At 64.8% G+C, this 15862-nt stretch carries 10 protein-coding genes; 1 reads left to right on the forward strand and 9 read right to left on the reverse strand.

The features are described 5' to 3' along the window. Window positions 1-150: 150 nt before the first annotated feature. On the forward strand, window positions 151-2280 hold the full coding sequence (locus tag ACN9MU_RS31225) for a TonB-dependent receptor family protein (RefSeq protein WP_426343911.1): 2130 nt from the start codon (window positions 151-153) through the stop codon (window positions 2278-2280). Here ACN9MU_RS31225 and ACN9MU_RS31230 read toward each other — a convergent pair. The 9 genes from ACN9MU_RS31230 to ACN9MU_RS31270 form a co-directional block, all read right to left on the reverse strand. Continuing rightward, entirely contained in the window at window positions 2277-4439 is a 2163-nt protein-coding gene (locus ACN9MU_RS31230; protein WP_426343912.1) for a TonB-dependent receptor, read from the reverse strand. The genes ACN9MU_RS31225 and ACN9MU_RS31230 overlap by 4 nt on opposite strands. Further along, entirely contained in the window at window positions 4436-5251 is an 816-nt protein-coding gene (locus ACN9MU_RS31235; RefSeq protein WP_426166214.1) for a substrate-binding periplasmic protein, read from the reverse strand. Before ACN9MU_RS31235 ends, ACN9MU_RS31230 begins: the two co-directional genes overlap by 4 nt. A gap of 12 nt (window positions 5252-5263) precedes the next feature. Further along, window positions 5264-5725: a cytochrome c-550 PedF gene (gene pedF / locus ACN9MU_RS31240; RefSeq protein WP_426166217.1), complete on the reverse strand. Its 462-nt coding sequence runs from the start codon at window positions 5723-5725 to the stop codon at window positions 5264-5266. 125 nt (window positions 5726-5850) lie between these two features. Continuing rightward, window positions 5851-6603 (reverse strand): YfaP family protein, encoded by a 753-nt coding sequence (locus tag ACN9MU_RS31245; RefSeq protein ID WP_426166220.1) that lies wholly within the window; start codon window positions 6601-6603, stop codon window positions 5851-5853. A 4-nt stretch (window positions 6604-6607) separates the two neighbouring features. Then, the gene (locus ACN9MU_RS31250; protein ID WP_426166223.1) at window positions 6608-7405 is read right to left on the reverse strand and encodes a YfaP family protein; all 798 of its coding nucleotides are present in this window, start codon (window positions 7403-7405) and stop codon (window positions 6608-6610) included. After that, complete coding sequence (locus tag ACN9MU_RS31255) at window positions 7402-9087, reverse strand: DUF2300 domain-containing protein (protein ID WP_426336627.1); 1686 nt, start codon at window positions 9085-9087, stop codon at window positions 7402-7404. The genes ACN9MU_RS31250 and ACN9MU_RS31255 overlap by 4 nt, the downstream gene beginning before the upstream one ends. Further along, a complete protein-coding gene (locus ACN9MU_RS31260; protein WP_426343913.1) occupies window positions 9087-13673 on the reverse strand; it encodes an alpha-2-macroglobulin family protein in 4587 nt (1528 codons plus the stop codon). Before ACN9MU_RS31260 ends, ACN9MU_RS31255 begins: the two co-directional genes overlap by 1 nt. Then, window positions 13610-14272 carry a DUF1175 family protein gene (locus ACN9MU_RS31265; RefSeq protein ID WP_426166231.1) on the reverse strand — a complete coding sequence of 221 codons (663 nt, stop codon included), beginning with the start codon at window positions 14270-14272 and terminating at the stop codon, window positions 13610-13612. Before ACN9MU_RS31265 ends, ACN9MU_RS31260 begins: the two co-directional genes overlap by 64 nt. Beyond that, window positions 14269-15852 (reverse strand): DUF2138 family protein, encoded by a 1584-nt coding sequence (locus ACN9MU_RS31270; RefSeq protein ID WP_426343914.1) that lies wholly within the window; start codon window positions 15850-15852, stop codon window positions 14269-14271. The genes ACN9MU_RS31265 and ACN9MU_RS31270 overlap by 4 nt, the downstream gene beginning before the upstream one ends. Window positions 15853-15862: the final 10 nt, after the last annotated feature.

The raw sequence follows: 15862 nt of genomic DNA on the forward strand, positions 1-15862 counted from the left end.
GATGTCTCCTTTGGTATGGTGTGTGCCCGTTAGTTATGCAAGCGATATGCCAGCAAACGTGCGGCCTGTCGTTGGCTTGGCAGGCATATTGCTTATGTGATCGGGAGACCCGCGCAGCGGGCACGCTGAACCGATCCGAGGAGACTGAACATGAACCCCATTCGCTTGAACGCCATCGCCGCCCTGCTGGCCAGCCTGTTTTCCCCCATGCTGGCGCATGCTGCGTCGGCCGAAGCCACGCCGGAAGGCGCTGCGATCGCCGACGTTGTCGTCATCAGCGGCAGCCGCGTCGAGCATTCCAGCTTCGACCTGCCGGCCGCGATCAACGTGCTCGATGCACAGCACATCCGTGACGGACAGTTGCGCGTGAATGCCTCGGAGTCCCTGGCCGCCGTTCCAGGCGTGGTGGTGCAGAACCGGCAGAACTACGCACAGGACTTGCAGGTTTCTTCGCGCGGGTTTGGCGCCCGGTCGGCTTTCGGCGTGCGCGGCGTGCGCCTGATCACAGATGGCATCCCGGCCAGCATGCCGGACGGCCAAGGCCAGGCCGCTACCTTCAACCTGGACATGGCAGAGCGCATCGAGGTGCTGCGCGGCCCCTACTCCGCCATCTACGGCAACCATGCCGGCGGCGTGATCCAGCTCTTTACCCGCGACGGCGAAGGTGCGCCGACGGTGGAAGCCAGCTTTGCCGCTGGCAGCGACGGCCTGCGCAAGACCGACCTGAATGCGCAAGGAAGCGCTGCCGGCATAGGCTATGTGCTGGATGCCTCGCGCTTCGATACCGATGGTTACCGCGACCACAGCGCCGCCCGCCGCGACCAGGCGATGGCCAAGCTGACCATGCAGCCGCTACCCGGTGCGAAGCTGGTGCTGGTCGCCAACGGTCTGCGCCAGGAGGACACGCAAGACCCGCTGGGCGTAACCTGGGCCACTTGGCAACGCGACCCGCGTGCCGGCGAAATCGATGCCACCGACACGCAAGTACCCAAGCGCACGCTGGCGGAGCGCTATAACACCCGCAAGAGCATTGACCACCAGCAGGGAGGCGCCAGCTGGGACCAGCGCTTCGAGTCAGGCCGGCTGCACGTCGGCCTGTGGGGCGGCAATCGCCGCGTGACGCAGTTCCAGGCGTTTTCCAAAGGCTTCCAGGCGCCGGCCAGCCATTCGGGCGGAGTGGTCGACTTCGACCGCGATTTCTACGGCACCGACATCAACTGGCAGGACATGCGCGAACTTGCCGGCGGCAGGCTGACGACCACGGTGGGCGTCGAGTACGGCCGATCGAGCGATGACCGCAAGGGGTATGAGAATTTCATCGGCAATACGTTCGGCGTGCAGGGCAAGCTGCGGCGCGACGAGAACGACGTGGTGTCGAACACCGATCCCTACCTGCAAACGGAATGGCAGGGCGAACGCTGGCAGTTCACCGCGGGCCTGCGCCACAGCCGCATGCGAGTATCAGTGGACGACCATTTCCTGGGCAATGGCAATGACAGCGGCGCCCTGCGCTACAGCCGGACTACGCCCCTGCTGGGAGTTTTGTACAAGCTGTCGCCGGCGGTGAACCTGTATGCGACGGCGGCGCGCGGCTTCGAGGCGCCAACCTTGAATGAGCTGTTCTATTCCGGCACCGGTGCCGGTTTCAACTTCCAGTTGCGGCCAGCGCGCAGCACACACATCGAAGCAGGCATCAAGGCACGTGCCGGCGACACCCGAATCGATGCCGCATTGTTCCAGGTGCGCACGCACGATGAACTGGTGGTCGATGCTTCGAGTGGCGGCCGCACCAGCTACCGCAACGCCAGCGAAACCCTGCGCCAGGGCGCCGAAGTATCGTTGGACAGCAAGCTGGGGGCTGGCTTCAGCGGGCGCGTGGCAGCCACCTTGCTGAAGGCGACTTACGAAAAGCCCTTTGGCAGCGTGCGTGAAGGCGCCCGTTTGCCTGGCGTGCCGCGCGCCAGCCTGTTTGCCGAACTGGCATGGAAGTCCAGCGGCGAGCACTTCACTGCAGCGTTGGAATCACTTTCGGTGGCGAGCGTGTATGCCGAAGATGCGAATGCCGACAAGCCAGCGCCTGGCTACAGCATCCTGAATGCGCGTGTGGTCGCAAAGCAGTCGACAGGCGGATGGCGCATCAGCGAATTTGCGCGCCTGAACAACCTGGCCGATCGCCGTTACATCGGTTCGGTGATTGTCGGCGACAGCAACAAGCGCTATTACGAAGCCGCTCCCGGACGCAACTGGGTGATGGGCGTCAGCGCCCAGTACCAGTTCTAGTAATTGATGCGCAGCCCGGCTGTCACCGTGCGTGGTGCGCCGGGCGCCACGAAGCGGGCCTCTTGCGCCTGGCCTGTGGAGAAGAAGTCGGCAGCCATCGCGCCGAAGGTTTCATATCGGCGATTGGTGGCGTTATTGATACGCACCTGCCATTCCCATTTTTCATTCGGACGGTAGCTGGCTTGCAAGCCAAGCAGGGTATGGCCGCCAACGCGCCAGCCCGGCCGCGCGCCATCTTCGTTGCCAAGGATGGCCATGCTGGAGGCGGCGTGCAGGGTAGCGCTCAATGACAGTGCCTCCGACACGTGCCAATCTGCGCCAAGCTTGAAAGTGTGGCGCGGCAGGCCTGCCATCCGTGTGCCTTTCCGTACCGTCACGTCGCGGCTACCGGTGAACAGGCTGCCATCTGCGCCGTACACGGCATCGAGGAAGCTGTAGACAATCGTCAACTGCACACTGGCGGCGCGCAAGCTGGCCGTGATGTCTGCCCCTTGATGCCGTGTGCGGGGAAAGTTGGCAAAGTAGCCGTGCTGGGAGACGCCGGCTGTGCGGAACAGGATGTCGTCCCTGTTTTGCGTGCGATAGATGGCCAGCGAAGCTTGCTGACCATCCTGCTTCCAGCGAGCGCCAGCTTCCACGGTACGTGAAACGACCTGCTTCAGGTATGGGTCCGATTGCAGGCCGACTGGCAAGCGGCAGGGTTGCTCGGGGTCCGCGCATCCCAGTTCGATCACGGTCGGTACGCGGTTGCTTTGGGAGGCATTGGCGAACAGCGTGAGCTTCGGGGCCGCCTGGTAGGTCACGCCGAGCGCTGGATTCAGCTTACGGTAGGTGAAGCGTTCGTGCTGCCCCGCGCCGTCATCGTGCCGGAGGGTGTTTGACAGGCGCGACCAGGCGTAACGCGCGGAGGCGGTCAGGGACCAGTCACTGCCAAGCGTCCAGGTATCGCTGGAGAACAGGGAAGCGCTGCGTGCCATACCATCGACAGCTGCTTCCAGTTCCGGCTCGCTGCCGGGCAGCGCCAGCACTTCGCGCCGTGCGCTGAACTCCCCGGCCTGGCTGAACTGCGCGAAGGATACGCTGCTGCGGTCAAACGTCGTCCCAAGCGCCAGCCGGTGCGCACCGAGTGTACGCTGCCAGCTCGCATTTGCGCCCTGGCTGCGCTGCCGTGTCACGGCCGTGTTGAAGCTGGCGGGTACCGGATCGCCGCTACTGCCGTCTTCTGCGTCGTCGCCGACATCGCCGTTCACGCCATCGCGCCGGCTACTGCGGGCGTAAGCGGACAAGGATAGCTGCGCTCCCCCATCGAGATGCCTGAGCAGGCTGGCCTGCACCTGGCGCAACTGGTTGCGGCTGCGGTCAGGACTGGTGTACACCGCCCGCCGGTCGGCTTGGTACAAGCCGTCCGGCAGCAGGCCGTTCCCCACCAGCCGACTGCCGCCTGCCAATACCGATATGTCCCATTCGAAAGGCCCCGCGCTGCGCCCTGCCTTGGCGAACAGCCTGGCCAACTGCCCCCGCGAGTCGGCCCGCCAGCCGCGGTCGTGGAACAAGGTGGCCGCCACATAGCTGTGCCATCCGCCATCGCTATGCGCTCCGTGCGACAGCTCCACTTGCCGACGTCCATAGCTGGCGCCAGTGACGCTGATGCTGCCGCCCGGATCATCCCGTCCATTGCGCGTCACCAGCACCAGCGCCCCGCCCAGCGTATTCAGTCCATACAGCGGGTTCGATCCCGGCGCCAGCAGCACTTTCCCGATGGCGGCTTCCGGCAGCATGTCCCAATTCACGACATCGCCGAACGGCTCGTTCACCCGCACGCCGTCGAGATAGACCGACAATCCCTGCGCAGTGCCAAGCAGCGGCGACGCCCGGAAGCCCCGATACGTCACGTCATGCTGGTAGGGACTGCCGGAAACCTCATTCAGGTTGACGCCCGCTAGCGTGCGCGCCATGGTTTCCGCCAGGGTCTCGCCCTGCAGCGGTACTGCGCCAAGCTGCACGGCATACGGCAGCAGACGGCGGTCGGTGACGAGGGCGGCAACAGGTGCAATGCCGACGATCTCCACCGACGGAATTCCGCCGCCCGCACCGCCTTCCTCGCCACGCGCTGCCGCCGCAAGGAGCGCCAGCAGCCCGCCCAAGGCGCTGCGCTTCATGGCTTTGCCAGTTGCACGCCATGGCGCGCAAAGATCTCCTTCAGCTCACCGCTGGCAGCCAGTTCATTCAAGGCCGCCTGCAGTTTGCGCGCCGCCTCAGTATTGTCCTTGCGCACCGCCATGCCAACCGCCCACCCGGCGCGCGGCAGGCGCTGGAAACTGACCTGCTCCACCGGGAAAGCAGGGTCGCCTCGCAATTCGGATTCGATCTCCGAGCGCGTCGCCAGCACCGCATCCAACTCACCGGCCTTGAGCTTTTGCAGAGCCTCGGCCGCCGTGTGGAACAGATGCACCTGGTCGCGGAAACGCCCATTCCCCTCCCCCAGCATCACCATGCCCGCCAGGGAAACCTGCTCCACCCCAATGCGCTTGCCCGCGAGGGAAGCCATGCCATCGAACACGGGAATGCTGCGTGCACTGCGCACCAGGCGCACTGCCTCCACGTGGTAGGGCGCGAAGATCTCCACCTTGTCGTTGGACGCCATCAGCGCGCGGTCCACCGGTACGTGCAGCATGACGTCCGCCGGGCCGTAGCCCAGGTAGTGCCCCTTCCATACCATATTACGCAAGTCGTCGTTCAGGTTTTCACCCGCAGGGAAAGGCAGCAGGCTCAGTTTCAGCGACAGCTTGCGGGCCAGGGCCGCAGCCAGGTCGACATCGACGCCATGGCCTTTGTCGGAGAACGGGGCGAACTCCTGGTAGACGGCGACCTTCAGGATGCCGGTTTCAGCATGTACCGGCAGTGCAGCCACCAGCAAGGCGCAGCAGATCAGCAGCATAGCGCGGAGGCCGCGCAGGCGCAGGATAAGCATGGCGGCCTCGCGTCAGTTGGTAACGCGACGGGTTTCCAGGTAGGTCTTGATGGCCCACATGGCTTCCTGGTTGAAGACCCCTTCGAACGGCGGCATGTACACGGCGCCGTTACGTACCTTGCCGCCGCGGATCGAGGTCAGGAAGTAACGGTCGATCTCTTTGTAGCACGCCTGCTTCTTGGTCTCGTTGCGCATGCCGACGCAATCGCGGTCCAGCATGCGCAGGTCGGGGGCAATGCCGCCGGAAACTGCTTCCAGGCCGTGGCAGCGGGCGCAGTTCTGGTTATAGGCGGAAGAGCCGATCTTCAGCGCCAGCTTGTTGTCTTTGTAAGGGTTTTCATCGCGCCATTTATCGCCGAGGACTGGCAGGCCGGTCGTGTCGACGCCCTGCGGCGTCACATTTCCGTGTGCGACGGCGAACAATGAGGTGGTAACTGCGGCCGCTGCGGCAACGGCAAGGATCAGGCGTTTCATGGATGTCTCCTGCATGGTGTGGTTGTAATACCCATGCAGGAGCAAACGGCGTGCCATGATTTTCCGCCTTGTGGGGCAGGACAGCTGCTCCAGTTTGGAACACCTGTCACAGGCCAGGTGTCACATCAGGGATAGACGAAGGACTTCACCAGGGTCAGTTCGCCCGCGGCACGCAGCGGCACCATGAAGGTCTGCTGCTTTTCGCTCGGCGTGTTCTCATTGGTGATGATCGAGACGGTGGCCACGGTGATGACCTGCTTCTCGGAGTTGCCGCCGAAATAATTCACATAGACGTGGTAGTTGCCCTTGGCCGGCGCCGGGCTGGAATAGATCTCCGGGCCATAGCCGCCGGTGACGTCGACATCCAGCCCGCTGCCGTCGGGCAGCATGCGCTGGCCAAACCAGGAGTGGCCGCCACTCGGCGTGATCACGTGCAGGTCGACATCGGTGCCCGGACTGTCCCAGGACAGCACAACCCGCAGGCGCGACTTGGTCTTGCCGCTGTAGCTGTCGTAGAACTGGCTGCGCGCGCGGCTCTTGCCGTCCGGCGAACGCACCTCGACGCCGTTCGAGCCGGGGCCGAAGATGTAGGGACGCGCAAAGCTGCCATCTTCCTGCAACTCGACCGGCATGGCGACGCCGTTGACAATCAGCTTGGCCGGCTTGTTCCGGCCGGCGCCCGCGATCTTGCCGCGGATCTGCGCCGTTTCGGCCTGCCCTGGCTGCATGTTCACGACCGATGCCGGGTAATTTACGGTCTGGGTGTACTGCTCCTCGCTGCCGCCCGAATGGCGCCAGCCGCTCTTGGGCGATTCAATGCTCACTTGCGCCATGGCGCAGGCGGGCAACAGCAACAGCGGGAGGCAGAGTTTCTTCATGTGCTCAATATACAAAGGATTTAACAAGGGTCAGGTCGCCGATTTTGCGCAGGGGGACAACGAAATCCTGCCGCTTCTCGCTAGCGGTGTTTTCGTTGAATACCAGGGTGATGCGCGTCGTGATGATGGGGCGCTGGCGCGTAGCTTCGTCAAAGTGGTAGCCCGAGCTGCCGAAATTGCCCCAGTAATTCACCCACACCTGGTAGGTACCGTGCAGCGGCGAGGTCATGGTGAACATTTCCGGACCGGGCCCGTCCACGCTGTCCGCATCCAATCCTCCGCCATTGGTGAGGAATGGGTGCGCAAAGAAGGCGTGCTGGCCATCCGGCGTAATGATGTGCAGGTCGATCTCGGCCTGGTTATCGTCCCAGGCGCCGATGATGCGCAAGCGCGGCTGCGGACGGCTGGTGTCCGCCTCGTAGAACTGCATGCGCTTCAGGGACTTGCCGTCCGGCGAACGGATTTCGACGCTGTTGGAACCGGAACCAAACGCATAGCCGCGCGCATAGCGGCCTTCGTCGTCCGTATACAGCGGCGTCGGGTTGCCGTTCACGATCAGCTGGTGGAAGGGTCGCTTGGTGCTGATCTTGGCCAACTGGCCGCGAATCATGGTGCGGTTTTTCTGCGCTCCGCGGTCGATCAGCGAATATGGATAGCTGACGGCGAGCTCGCCGGATTTGTCGGTCATGCCGGCACGATTCCAGCCACCGACGGGTCCCGTCAGCGTCTTGTCCTGCGCCAGCAAAGGCGCGGCGGCCAGCGCCAGCATCAGTGCGGAACTTAATTGGATGCGTGTTTTCACATAGCCTCCTGTGAGAGGTCATTCAGGCGGCGCGCCAGGCGCTCCACGTAGTCTTCGTCCTGCCCGCGCGGGTGGCGGCGCAGCCCGATGTGCAGGTATTCGTGCGCCAGCGTGATGCGGTCTTCGCGCGTCGCCAGCGGCCGCATGAAGATGCGGTTGCGCGACTGTTCGGAATACGGCGAACCGGCCGTCAGTGCGCACACGGCTGGCAGTTGCGCCGGCGCTTCGTAGCCATCCTCGCGGCGCAGCATGCGCTCCCAGCGCGGCAGCGCATAGGCCAGCCACTGCTCGTTCTTTGCGAGCCGGGCACAGGTGGTTCCGGTATTTCCCGCAATGGCGAGGGTTGTGTGGGGGTAGGCTGCGGCCAGGATGTCATCGAAACCTTTGCCGGCGCGCGCCTGCGCCTGCGCGTCGCTCCAGGCCAGGACGTTGGCACTGCCTTTGGTGCTGTGGTACTGCACCTGCGCGCCATCGAGCACCAGCTGGTCCGTCCAGCGCGCCACTTCCAGTGCGGCGGCGCTAGCCGGATTGGGACTGACGCGCTGGGTGGCGCTGCTGTCTGTAATGTACTGGCAGGACTCAGCGCGACGCGCGTTCTGCTGCAGGTAAGTCCGGGCCGCGATCGCGAAGGCACGCGCAGCTTCCGGCTCGGTGGTGCCGGCCTCGCGGTCGATCACGCGCGCAACGTATTCGTTCACGCCCATGCGGCCGCGAATCTGCGACTTGCCGTTCGCACCGGTAGCCAGCGTCAGCTCACCGCTGCTGCGGATCGGCAGGCTCTTGCCGTTTTCAAACTGCACCACGTAGCGGCCATTCAGCGCACCGGGCGCCGCCAGGCCTTCCGCTGTGCGCACGGAACGCACCGGGTAACGAGCGAAATAGTCGACCACGACGCAGCCGCTGTCTTCCGCTGCCTGCATGGGCGGCAAGGCTGCGGCAATTTGCGGCGCCCATTTCTGGAAGATGCCGGTGCTGCTGTCGCTGCCGCCAAACCATACCGGCGTGCCGTCGGCAAGCCAACCGGCCGCACCGCCCAGCCTTGCATCCGCGCGCTTGGGGTGATGCCATGAGTAGGTCTTCACGCGCAGCTGGCTGCCGAACCAGCGCACGCTGCCAGCGCCGCGGCCGTCCAGCACCACACGCAGCAGGGCTGCTTCCGCTTCCGTGCGGCTCGCGGGCGGAATGCTGCCCAGCACGCGCAACAGGCTGCCGAGCGTCACAAGGCGGGCCGGCTCCAGGCGAGCTGGATCGGCCAGCCAGGCGAATTCACCGGCGGGCGCGCTGCCAAGCCGGCGCGTCCAGTATTCCTGCCACGGACGCTGTGCGATTCCAAGGCGTTCCGGCGCGAAGAACAGGCCGCAGGATTGGGCCAGCGCGGCGTCCCGGCCGATGCTGCCGCCGGCTTCGCAGCAATATACTTCCTCCTGCTTGCGGCCGCCGCAGTTGTAGTCTGGAGTGGGCAGCTTGCTGTCCACCGCGTACACGTAGACAAACAGCTTCCACAGGCTGCCAAGCGGGATCTCGGCGCTGGCGGCCATCGCTTGCGCCGCCGATGCGCTGCGCTGCTGCAGCTGCACTGCCTGTACCTTGCCGTCGCGCCACCATGCCAGGTCGAGCGAGGCCGCCGCCGCGACAGGCGCAGCGCAGGCCAACAGCAAGGCGGGCAGCAGGCGTGGCAGCATTACTCGACTTTCAGCGTACGCGTGGTCTTGCCGCCGCCTTCAAAGGCTTTTTGCTCCGGCTGGTACATGCGATGGAAGCGGCTCGGCGGCAGGGTGTAGCTGCCCTTCTGGCCGAAGCGCAGCAGGTGGCGCACGACCACTTCGCCGCTCAGCGGCTCGATCGGCACGGCATAGCCGTCGCGGCGCTCGACGTGGCGTGCACGTTCCAGTTGCACAGGCTCGTCGCCTGCCAGCTTCATGCCCCAGGTGGTCGATTCGACCATCGCGCCCGGTGGCAGGGCCACCTCCAGCAAGCCAAAGCGGTGCGTCGCGCTGCCGGCTTTGAGCTTGATCTCGTCCATGTAGAGTTCGTCCGTGCGCAGCGCTTCACCCGGCTTGACCAGTTCCATGGTGTAGCCCTTGGAGCCGGCTTTCATGCGCAGGATGCGGCGCTCGATGCCGACATCCAGCGAATGCGCTTCGACGGCGCGGCTGTCATATTGCACGATCGCGACGGTACCGGCCGGCGCGGCCTGCGCCAGCTTCAGTTGCTCCGGCAGGGCCTTCGCATCGGTCCAGCGCCATACCGGCTGGCCGCTGCGGCTGTCCATCTGCTGCCATGCGCCTTCCAGCGCCGCCACAGGCGGCCTTGCGGCAGGCGATCCACCCAGTTTCTTCTGCACCCAGACCAGGGTCAGGGCACGGTCCATGGTCGGCATGTCGGCACGCACGGCCGACAGCACTGCGTCGGCCTGCGTTGCCGGCAGCTCACCAGCCAGCATCAGCAGGGCCTGGGCCACCGGCGCCGGCGAGACGCGCAGTGCTGCCCATGCCTGCGGCAATTGCTGCTGCAACTGCGTCGGCAGGGCAATGCCGTTCTGCGCTGCGACGACGGACGTCAGCCCGATCGCCATGGAACGGGTCACGCTATCCTGGCCATCAGCCAGCAGCACGCTGCTGGTGACGCCTTGCTTGCGCGGCGTAGCGCCGACTTCCAGGCTCGACGCATCCGCTACCAGGCTTTCCGCCAGAGTCTTCGTCGGCAAACCCATTTCATGCATCATCCACAGGCTCATGGCGCGCTCCAGCGGCGCGTTGTTCTTGCCATGCTCGCTGTAGACGCTGACCAGGTTGTTCCAGTGCTCGCCCGGCAGCTCCAGGCGCAGAGCGCGCGAGGCATACCAGTCGGCGTAGTAAGCGTAGGACGTCATCAGCGCGTCGCCTTGGGTTGCCGGGCCCCACCAGCTGAAGACGGCGTTCGGACCGGCCATGGATACCAGTCGCAGGCGCTGCGCCTGCATGATGGCCATCAAGCGCTCGCGTACCAGGCCGGCGTCCGCCGGCATGCTTTGCGTTGCCATGGTCAGCGGGATCAGGCGGCTGGCCGTCTGCTCCACGCAGCCATACGGGTAGTCGATCAGGTCATCGGCAATGCGGGCGAAGTGGCTCGCAGCGCCTTGCGCGAAGGAGACGCGGATATTGCGTGCATCGGCCGGCAGTTTCAGCGCGTTGTCGGTGCCGGTCAGCGCGACGCTCATGCTGCGCGGGCTGGTCCAGGCGGCAGGCTGCTCCTGCACCTTGGTGTCCAGCGCATCAACCAGCTTGCCGTCCTGCTTCACCTCCAGGCGCAGCGGCGCGGTGCCGACGGCAACCGGGAATTCGACGTAGTTCACGCCCGGCTTGGCCGACAGCTTCTCCACTTTAGGCTGCGGACCGCCGGACAGCGTCACCTCCAGGGATTTCGTATCGCTGGTCTGGTTGAAGATGGCGACGGAAGCGCGCGGCGCGTCGCCGGTGCGCAGCCAGTCCGGCGACGTCCACTTGGCGTAGAACGATTTGTCCGAGCGCAGGTAGCCGGTGCGCTGGCCGACGCGGCCCTGAGCATCCATGGCACGGCCAGTGATGCGCCAACGGGTCAGCGCATCCGGCATGGTGAAGGTGACGCGCGCCTTCCCGTCCGCATCGGTCTTCAGCGACGGCGCCCAGAACGCGGTATCGATATTGTCGCGGCGCGGGCGTTCCAGCACTTTCACGCCACGTTCGTTGTAGTTGTGGCGTGCCGGTACGTTCTCGCGACGGGCTTGCGCCATGTCGTAGCTGATGAAGGACAGGCTGGCCGTGGTGCGCACGTTATTGCGGCGAGGGTGGTAGAAGAAGTCCGCGATATCGGGGGCGATTTCCGGCTGCAGCACGTAGATCATTTCATCCACCACGCCCAGCGCCACCAGGGTGGACAGCGGCTTGCCGTCCAGCTGTGCCGTCACGTCGAGCGTGACTTTTTCGCCCGGCTGGTAGACCTCCTTGTCGGTCTTGAAGGTCAGCGCAATGCGCGGCTCAATCACCTGCAAGCCGGCGTTCTGGAACACAAAGTCGCCATTGCGGGTGTACGCCACTGAGAAGGTCATGTTCGGACCGTGCTCCTCCTTGACCGGGATGCGTACTCGCCACTGGTTCTTCGCCACGCGCTTGGCCTGGTACCAGTCGGCGCTGCCGCTCATCAAACCGTATTGCTCCACCTTGTCGCGTTCCATGGTCAGCAGGGCCTGGTCGACCGGGTCGGAGAAGGTTACCAGCGCTTCGGCAGTTTCGCCTGGACGATAGCGCACTTTGTCCATCACGATCTCGATGCTGCCCGGTGCCGCCTGCAAGCCTTCGCCGCTGACCCAGTGGCTGGCGCCCGCCAGCAGGTTGCCGCGCTCGTCGCGCAGCGAGAGCTGGTAGGAGCCTGGCTTGGCGAAGTTCACGTCCCAGCCCTTGGCGGCAGGATCGAATTTCCCTTCGGTCTTTTCCTGTTTCTCGAGCTGCACCATCTCCCACCGCACCGGGCGCGCCGCGCCCTGGCCGTCCGCCACCAGGTCGAAGTGCACCTGTTGGCCCGGTTCGGAGAAGGAGCGTGCAGCCTTCAATTGGTAGCTGCTGATGGAGCGTTCGATCATCAGCTCGCGCGTCGCCTTGACGCGGTAGGCCGCGCCGTCGGTCGCCATCACGGTCAGCACATAGCGCGACGGATCGGCGGCCGGCGGCAGCGTGAACGAGTAGTCGCCGCTGCGGTCGGTCTCCGCTTCCTCAGTCTTCAGCTGCACCGGGAACATGCCGCTGTAGCGCAATTCGCCCTCCACCATGGTGTTTTGCTGGCCGCGCAGGGACAGCGACAGCTTGGCGTTCTTTACAGGCTTGCCGTCCGGGTAGCGCAGAGAGATCGTGCCGCTGACTTTTTCGCCGGTCTTGAATTCCGGCTTGGCCGGCTGGACGTTGATCTCGAAGTGAGGCTTGACGTATTCCGCCACGCGGAACGCAGCACCGTACAGGCCATCCTTGTAGCTGAAACGCAGCTCATAGCCGCCAGCGGTGGCCTGCTCCGGCAGGCGGAAACGGGTTTCCGTGCCAGTTTCCGGCGACAGTTGCAGGGTTTGCGTCAGCACCGGCGTGCCGTTCGGATCGAACACGGTCAGGCCGATCGGCGCCGCAGCGGCAGCCTGCGACAGGCGCGCCGACTTGAATTCGCGGCCGAGGAACTTGACGTTCACTTCATCGCCAGGACGGTACAGGGGACGATCCGTCACCGCATACATCTTGGTGTTATAGATCTCGCTGTCGTAGTAGAAGTTTTCCGACACGAACACGCCGCCACTGCGGTCTTCGCCGATCACATAGGTGTGCTCAGGGCTGCTGCGCTCCATCGACACCACGCCGTCCCTGGCGGTCGTGCCGGATTGCAGAACGCCGGTGCCGTCGGTCCACATCACGTTGGCATCGGCCACGGCGGCGCTGTTGTCGCGGCGCGCAGCCCATACCAGCATCTGGCCGGATGACACCTTGGTCACCGCCATGGTGTCGGACACGAATACCAGCGTGGTCGCACGGTGCTCGCCGATGATGGCTTCCACCAGGTACAGGCCCGGCTTGCGCTTGCCGACCGGGATCATGACATTGCCGCTATTGCCGGCAATGAATTCGCTGCTGGAGCCGTCCATCTTGACGCCCTTCGGCGGCTCGATTGCCTTCGCCTGCCAGATCGGATAGCGGAAGCTGTCCACCATCTCGAAGCCTTTGATCGGCTTGTACTGCGGGTTGTTGGCGAATACGGTGGCGCGCTTCATCGCTTCGCCGTTGGTCGCCAGCTTGGGCTGGTTGCTGGTGACCGCGTGGCGGGCTTCGGACGAGAAGATCCGGCGCCATGCCAGGCGCGATTGCTTCCACCAGCTGTCCCACAGGAAGCTCAGGGCATTGGCCAGGCCCTCGCCCTGGTAATTGCCGTCCACCTGCACCCGGTGCAAGTTGCGCTGCTTCTTCAGGAATTCGAGCGGCTGCGGCACGCGGTACACCACGATGTCCGCACCGGAATACTGTTCAAGCTGCGAGCGGCCGAAGTCGCGGCCGGGCACTTCCAGGCGCACGCGCGCCTCGTCCGTGCTGCCATAGCTGGCATCGGACAGCAGGAAGAACGGCTCGCCCTTGAACAGCGTATAACCGCTGGACGGCGCCTCCTGTGCCGACGCGCCGGCCAGCGCGGTCAGCGCCAGCAGGCCTGCGAGGCACAGCTTCAGGACAGAAATGACAGCCGGAACACGCCGGCGAAGTTGGGATTGTTGACCGCTGGTTGCCACCGCGTGTCCTTCCATGTCGTTAGTTGTTGAATATCGACGGTACGGAGACCGTTATCTGTCGGGGTGACGGTGCCAGTGTGGTAAGCGATATGCGCCCCCATCCACACCATCAAATGTTGTTCGTCGCCCTGGTCGTAGAACAGCAGGTCGCCGGGAAGCGCCTGGCTGATTTCCCGCGCCACAAAGCGGCTGTTGTGCTGTACCAGCGCCAGCGCCGTGACGAAGTGGCCTACCTTGCCCTCGCCTTGCACCCAGCGGTTGCGCAGGGCTGCCTGTTGCGGCGTCAGGTCCAGTTCCGGCGGCAGGCGCCGGTCGCTGGCGATGCCGTTGGCACGCATCCACCTGGCGTCGTGCACGGACAAGGCTTCGTTGACGGCAAAGCGCACCAGGCCTGCGCAATCGCGGTGGTGCCAGCGCGGCGAAGGCCCTTGTTCGACCTGGGCGCTGATGATGCGCAGCATCCACGCCTGGAAGGCGCGCGACTGTGCCTGCGACAGGCGTACCTGCGCATCATTGGCACTGGTCAGCGCCAGCACCCGTGGCGCCGCTACAGCAGCGGCGCACGCGGCCAGCAGGCGTAGCGTACTGCGACGCTTCATTTGCCCGCTGCCTGCCATTCCAACGGCTGCCACGCAACGCCTTTGCTTGGCACGGACTTGAGAACCATGCGGTAAGGCGGATACTTCTTCAGCGCCTGCAGGCGCGGCACCAGGTGCGCGTCGACTGCGCCGCGCAGGACCGGCTCGCGCTGGCTTGGCAGGGTATTGAAGCTCTCTTCTTCGATCAGCTTCGCCACCGAAGCCGGTGCGATCAGGCCCACGGTATGCTTGGCATCCGGCAGCAGGTCCGAGGCGGCAGGCATTTCCTTGCGCTTCACAGCCAATACCTGGTCGACCAGCTTGGCGTCAGCCGAGAAAACCACGGTCTTGCCGCTGATCGCCAGCGTTGGCGTGGTGTCGCCCTGCGCGGTGGAAACCGCGCCGCTCCAGCGCAATTCACCCTTCTTGCCTTGCTGCTTCTCGACGCCCTTGCCGTCGCGGATCGCCGTCTGGAACAGGCTTTCGAACAGCGCCTCGTTGCCGCCGGCGCGGTTGGCCACGAATACCGGCGTATGCAGGCGGGAGTTGCCATACCAGCAGGCGGCAGCCGGGCCACTCAACTCGGTCGCCAGCGGCAGCACCGGCTGGCTGGTCTTGCCGCTGATGCTTTTCAGCACCGGCTGCAGGCTGTTCCAATCCACCGGCAGCGTGAAGCAGCTGCTTGGGTTGTACGGCAGCGCGCTCCACAGGGCGCTGCTGTCATAGCCCTCTTTTGGCAGCTTGGCCGCATCAAGCAGCACTTGCGAGCGCCAAGCGCCCTTGCTGAAATCGAAGCGCAGCGCTTCCAGGCCAGCGAAGAAAGGCTGGTAGCCGAAGGACAGGAAATCTGCCTTGATGGCGATGCTATGGCCGTCCTGTGCGGCTTTCTCGAAGTGGAACTGGTCGTGGAAGACCTTCTGCTGCGCGGAATCCTTCCCCAGCAGCTTGGCGACCGTGGTCTGCGCCTTATCGTCGCTCACCTTGCGGTCGGCGCCGTACAGCATGCCGGGGTGGGACAGGATCACCATGCGGTCGCCGTGGGCTGCGAACAGCAGGTTGCGCTGGTAGGCATAGTTCAACGCGTACACCGGCACCTTGTCGCCATCGACGCGCAATTCGCCGGCGACAGTGAGCTGGGTATCCTTCAGCGCCACCTTGCCCGCTTCTTCCAGCACGCGCGCCAGCTTGCCCCGCGAGACGGAGATCACATAGTGTTTGAGGGAGCCATCGGCATCGCGCCACATGGCCACTTCCGCCGGCTCGTCCAGCACCATGCGGATCAACTGGTCGCCCCATCCCAGCTCATGCTCGTAGGCGATGCGGCGCAGGCTGCCCTTCAAGCCCAGGCGGTCTTCGGTCTGCTCGTAATAGAACAGGAAGTCTTCGCGCAGCACGTCGCGCGCCAGCGGCACGGTCAGCAGATCACGCGGCAGGCTGGAAAGGCTTTTGGTGACGACCAGGGCATCCGGCTTGGATAGGTCGATCTTCAGGCTGTTGACAGGGCCAGTCATGGCGCCCCAGCCAAAAGCCCGGTAGGCGAAAACGCCGCCGGCAACGACTGCAACTGCCGCGGCGATCTTGGCCAAAGTCTTTTTGTTCATGGCGGGTCCG

The sequence above is a fragment of the Pseudoduganella sp. R-32 genome, from assembly GCF_049913245.1.
Taxonomy (GTDB): Bacteria; Pseudomonadota; Gammaproteobacteria; order Burkholderiales; family Burkholderiaceae_D; genus Rugamonas.

Coding starts and splice junctions, on each gene's coding strand:
- ACN9MU_RS31270 (WP_426343914.1), bottom strand. CDS start 15,852: ATGAACAAAAAGACTTTGGCCAAGATCGCCGCGGCAGTTGCAGTCGTT.
- pedF (WP_426166217.1), bottom strand. CDS start 5,725: ATGAAACGCCTGATCCTTGCCGTTGCCGCAGCGGCCGCAGTTACCACC.
- ACN9MU_RS31265 (WP_426166231.1), bottom strand. CDS start 14,272: ATGAAGCGTCGCAGTACGCTACGCCTGCTGGCCGCGTGCGCCGCTGCT.
- ACN9MU_RS31245 (WP_426166220.1), bottom strand. CDS start 6,603: ATGAAGAAACTCTGCCTCCCGCTGTTGCTGTTGCCCGCCTGCGCCATG.
- ACN9MU_RS31255 (WP_426336627.1), bottom strand. CDS start 9,087: ATGCTGCCACGCCTGCTGCCCGCCTTGCTGTTGGCCTGCGCTGCGCCT.
- ACN9MU_RS31225 (WP_426343911.1), top strand. CDS start 151: ATGAACCCCATTCGCTTGAACGCCATCGCCGCCCTGCTGGCCAGCCTG.
- ACN9MU_RS31230 (WP_426343912.1), bottom strand. CDS start 4,439: ATGAAGCGCAGCGCCTTGGGCGGGCTGCTGGCGCTCCTTGCGGCGGCA.
- ACN9MU_RS31235 (WP_426166214.1), bottom strand. CDS start 5,251: ATGCTTATCCTGCGCCTGCGCGGCCTCCGCGCTATGCTGCTGATCTGC.